Here is a 4,028-nt window from a genome sequence, read left to right on the forward strand (position 1 = left end):
GGTCGAGGGGGAGGAGCTGGCCGTCGGCATTGGATTGGCCACGCCTCGGAACAAGGAGGCCGTGCGGGACTTCCTGGTCGCGGGCCTCGATACCAGCAAGGTGAGCGGCAGCTGATCTCAATCGTCGGCAATCTTGATCGACAGCTCGACGTCCCAGAGCAGCTTTCTCGACTCGACGCGGTAGTCGGTCAGGTAGGCCTCATACCTGCAGGCGTACGACTCCACACGGCCCGCGACCAGCGGGTCGAAAGCAATTCCGCGGTCCTTCGCCCATTTCATGAGGGCCTGGTTGCCTCGAAGCCCGTTGCCCCGGTAGACCAGGGTGGCGTACCTCCCCTTCGGAAGCGTGCCCGGCTTGATGCGCCCGTCGCCTGGCAGAACAGAGCTCGTCACCAGGCCGACTTCCACCTCCATGGTGCTCTTCATGTCGCAGTGGTAGTACCGCAGAAAGTAGGGCGCCTGCTCCGACAAGTCGTTGTCATGGGCCCACTTTCGCAGTTCCTTCAAGGCCTTCGTGACCAAGGCGAACATCCCCTCGAAAGGGGTCTCGAAGCGCAAACCCAGGTAGGGCCTCTCGGGCTTGTCGACGATTGATGCGGGACCGATGACGTTCTCTGCCTTCATGCCATCGCTCAGTTCACTGGTCGTACCAGGGGTCTCTCCGGCAAAAACGACGCGGCTACTTCGTGGCAGCCTGCGCCGGCGGCAGGCTTGGCGCCTGCGCAGACCAGCGCGCCATCGTCTGCATCGTGCGCTGGATCGGCTCGGGGCCGATGCTCTCCGAGCCGGCGAACGGCCGGTCCATCGCGGCGATGAAGAAGAACACCAGGCCGAACACCCCCGAGAGCAGGCCCACCGCGGTGATGTTGAACGCAGAGCGCGGCAGCACGTAGGTCGTCAACAGGGTCAGCATCGTCGCCAGCACGACCACGCTCCACAGCGTGCTGGGCACCTGCGCCTCGCTGGCCTGGGTGCGTTCCCGGCGGGCCCGGATCAGTTCGTTGGTGCGCGCCCAGATCTCGGGCATCAAGGCCGCTTCGCGCGGTCCCACCGGGTCGATGCGGCCGACCGTGCGAAACATGTCGTCGAGGAGGTCGCGCGCCTGCTCGGGCAGTTCGCCCCTGCGCATCGCGGCCCATTCCTGATCGACCACCACCGCGGCGTATTTCTGCAGCAGGTCGCGGGCCTGGCGCGATGGCACGGTGTCGTAGACCGCCAGGTCGCGCGCCAGCGCCGTCATCACGACGGCCTCGGTGCGCACCGCCTTCTCGGCCGAGCCGAACGATTCCCACACCGAGATCGCCGAGAACGCGAGCAGCAGCGAGTTGATGGTGGCGATCACGCCGAGCAGCGCGATTGCGACATTGCGTTCGCTCTCGGCGAAGGTGACGCGGCACACGCGCTGGAAGACGGCGTAGCCGCCCAGCCCGATCAGGATCCAGCCGCCGCTGATCAAGAGGCCGAAGAGCCAGTTCGGAAGGTCGTAGAGGGCCAGTGGCATGCCGCCACGATAGCCGCGCGCTCCCTGGTGGGCCATCAGCGGATTGCTGAATTGGCCCTTCGAATAACCCGCGGGTGGAGCGCAACAGGGCGGCCTATGCCACCTGCGAGCGCACCCACGAGACGATTTCCTGTGCGGGCAGGGCGCCGCTGCGGCGCGCCACCTCCTTGCCGCCGCGGAACAGCAGCAGCGTCGGGATGCTGCGGATGCCGTAGGCGGCCGCGCTGCGCTGCGCCGCCTCGGTGTCGAGCTTCGCGAAGCGCACGCCGGGCAGTTGCCGCTGCGCCGCCTCGAACTGCGGCGCCATCGAGCGGCATGGGCCGCACCATTCGGCCCAGCAGTCCACCAGCAGCGGCATCTCGTTGCCGGCCACGTGGCGCTCGAGGCTCGCGTCGTCGACCTCGATCGGGTGCGCCGGCAGCAGGCTCTTGCCGCACTGGCCGCACAGCGGGTCGTCGCCCAGCCGGGCATCGGGCACGCGGTTGCGGGTCAGGCAGGATGGGCAGACGAGTTGCATGCGGGCCTCCTTGCGATCGTCAGGCAGCGTAGTTTTCAGGGAAGAAATGGCGCTCGATCAGCTCGATCAGGATGTGCAGCACCTTGATGTGCAGCTCCTGCACGCGGTCGGCATAGCGGCCGCCCGGCGTGCAGACGTAGACATCGGCGAGCGCCTCGAACTCCGGGTTGCGCTTGCCGGTGAGGGCGATCACCGACAGGCCGTTCTCCTTCGCGGCGCGGGCGGCGCGCAGGATGTTCTTGCTGGTGCCGCTGGTGCTGATCGCCAGCAGGCAATCGCCCGGCCGGCCATGGGCCTCGATATAGCGCGAGAACACCTGCTCGTAGCCGAGGTCGTTGCCGACGCAGCTCATGTGGCTGGCGTCGCTGATCGCCGCGGCGCCAAGGGGCGGGCGGTCGTTCCGGTAGCGGCCGGTCAGCTCTTCGGCGAAGTGCATCGCATCGCACATCGAGCCGCCGTTGCCGCACGAGTAGACGCGGCCCTTGCGTTCGAAGACCTGGATCAGCAGCGCGGCCGCCTGCTCGACGCTCGCGAGCGCGGGGCCGTCGGACAGCAGCGCGTCGAGCGCGCGCTGGGCTTCGCGCAGGTTGGATTGGATGTGTTCGATCATGTCGGGTGTTCCATCGGTGCATCTGGGGACGGCCAGCCCGTCCGCAATGCCCCGAGGTTAACCCTTGGCCGCGCCCCATCCGCCGGCAGCCGGTGCGATGCGGCGCAGCCGGGGCGCGTGCGTGGCCAGCACGCAGACCGCCCAGCACACCCACGCGGTCCACAGCGAGTGGCTCAGGTAGTGCGCGCCGCGCATCACCTGCACCCAGGCGAAGACGCTGCCGCAGGCCAGCGTGATGGCCAGCCAGCGGCGCGCGGCCACCGGGGAGGCCCGGCGCAAGGCGAACCAGCCGGCGAGGAACGAGAACGCGGTCGACGCGTGGCCCGACGGAAAGCACTGGCCCGAGCCGCCGTCGCGCTTCCAGAACTGCCAATGAGGCACGTAGTCGAGCACGTCGCCGCCGAAGCGGGCGAGGTCCCACGGGCAGCTGGTGGCGCTGTTGCGCTTGAGCAGCGGAATCAGGATCACGCAGGCCAGCGTGGTCGTCACCCACCAGACGCGTTCCCGCTTCGTCAGGCCGCGGGCGAACGGCAGCGGGCGCCAGATGCCGGCCAGCAGCGCGCCGAACAGCAGCCAGGCCGGCCAGCGCGCGGCATCGTGCAGCAGCGTGCCGGTGAGCCAGCGGTCGCGCCACGCAAAGCCGTGGGCGTTGCCGAACCACGACGTGAGGGCCAGGTCGAGGCCGCTCAGGTCCCAGGCCAGCAGCACGGCCAGCGACAGCAGCACGACCATCAGGTCGGTGCGCATCGAGGCGGGCTGCCGGGCCGGCGAGGCAGGAAAGACGTGAGCGACCATGGGCCGCGATGCTCGCGACCCAGACTTAGGCCGGCCTTAGTTGGAACCTCCGGCGATCTGACCTTGTCAACTGCGTCACGCGGGATAAGCCATCCCCAAACCGTGTGATATGGTCGCGCCGCGCACTCTGCGGGGCTCAGCCCGTGGCGTGCTGCCTGGTCTCGGCGTACGAAGGAAAGTCGGTCAGACAAGAACCGGCACGGGAGGCGGCGCCTGTCGCAACTCATGGAAACTCCGATGTCGAAAACTCTGGCCCAATTGAAAAAAGAGATCGCAACCCTCACGCGCGAAGCCGAAAAGCTGCAGCGCAAGGAAGTCGAAGGCGTCGTCGTACGCATCAAGGAAGCGATCGAGGCCTATGGCCTGACCGCCACCGACCTGGGTCTCGGGGGCGCCAAGCGCGGCCCGAAGGCCGCCGCCAAGAAGGTCGCCGTGAAGCGCGGCCGCAAGAGGAAGACGGACGCCGAAGTCAAGTTCCGCGACGAGTCGGGCAATGTCTGGGGCGGCCGCGGCCCGCGCCCGAAGTGGCTGCGCGATGCCTTGATCGCCGGCAAGCAGCTCTCGGACTTCGCTGTGTGACGGCCCCTCGGTCGACGGGTACGTCG

General features: G+C 68.2%; 6 protein-coding genes. 1 reads left to right on the forward strand and 5 read right to left on the reverse strand.

Features of this window, described 5'->3' with window-relative positions; translation table 11 throughout:
- Window positions 1-117: 117 nt before the first annotated feature.
- Genes AC1D01_RS23755 through AC1D01_RS23775 form a run of 5 tightly spaced genes read right to left on the reverse strand, consistent with a single transcriptional unit; the run spans window position 118 to window position 3,423 of the window.
- Window positions 118-624, reverse strand: a complete 507-nt coding sequence (locus AC1D01_RS23755) for a GyrI-like domain-containing protein (RefSeq protein WP_477870710.1) — start codon at window positions 622-624, stop codon at window positions 118-120.
- 55 nt (window positions 625-679) lie between these two features.
- Window positions 680-1,537: a bestrophin-like domain gene (locus AC1D01_RS23760; RefSeq protein WP_477870712.1), complete on the reverse strand. Its 858-nt coding sequence runs from the start codon at window positions 1,535-1,537 to the stop codon at window positions 680-682.
- 58 nt (window positions 1,538-1,595) lie between these two features.
- Window positions 1,596-2,018: a thioredoxin TrxC gene (trxC, locus tag AC1D01_RS23765; RefSeq protein ID WP_477870714.1), complete on the reverse strand. Its 423-nt coding sequence runs from the start codon at window positions 2,016-2,018 to the stop codon at window positions 1,596-1,598.
- Between the two features lie 19 nt (window positions 2,019-2,037).
- Complete coding sequence (locus AC1D01_RS23770) at window positions 2,038-2,628, reverse strand: SIS domain-containing protein (RefSeq protein ID WP_477870716.1); 591 nt, start codon at window positions 2,626-2,628, stop codon at window positions 2,038-2,040.
- A 57-nt stretch (window positions 2,629-2,685) separates the two neighbouring features.
- Window positions 2,686-3,423, reverse strand: coding sequence for a phosphatase PAP2 family protein (locus AC1D01_RS23775; protein ID WP_477870718.1), 738 nt, complete (start codon window positions 3,421-3,423; stop codon window positions 2,686-2,688).
- A gap of 237 nt (window positions 3,424-3,660) precedes the next feature.
- On the opposite strand from AC1D01_RS23775, the gene AC1D01_RS23780 reads away from it, so the two are divergent.
- A complete protein-coding gene (locus AC1D01_RS23780) occupies window positions 3,661-4,002 on the forward strand; it encodes an H-NS histone family protein (RefSeq protein ID WP_477870720.1) in 342 nt (113 codons plus the stop codon).
- Window positions 4,003-4,028 lie beyond the last annotated feature (26 nt).

The organism is Rhizobacter sp. P3_B12 (assembly GCF_056402895.1).

Bases quoted from the DNA above. Each gene is read 5' to 3' on its own strand.
- trxC (WP_477870714.1), bottom strand. From the start codon at position 2,018: ATGCAACTCGTCTGCCCATCCTGCCTGACCCGCAACCGCGTGCCCGAT.
- AC1D01_RS23770 (WP_477870716.1), bottom strand. From the start codon at position 2,628: ATGATCGAACACATCCAATCCAACCTGCGCGAAGCCCAGCGCGCGCTC.
- AC1D01_RS23760 (WP_477870712.1), bottom strand. From the start codon at position 1,537: ATGGCCCACCAGGGAGCGCGCGGCTATCGTGGCGGCATGCCACTGGCC.
- AC1D01_RS23780 (WP_477870720.1), top strand. From the start codon at position 3,661: ATGTCGAAAACTCTGGCCCAATTGAAAAAAGAGATCGCAACCCTCACG.
- AC1D01_RS23775 (WP_477870718.1), bottom strand. From the start codon at position 3,423: ATGGTCGCTCACGTCTTTCCTGCCTCGCCGGCCCGGCAGCCCGCCTCG.
- AC1D01_RS23755 (WP_477870710.1), bottom strand. From the start codon at position 624: ATGAAGGCAGAGAACGTCATCGGTCCCGCATCAATCGTCGACAAGCCC.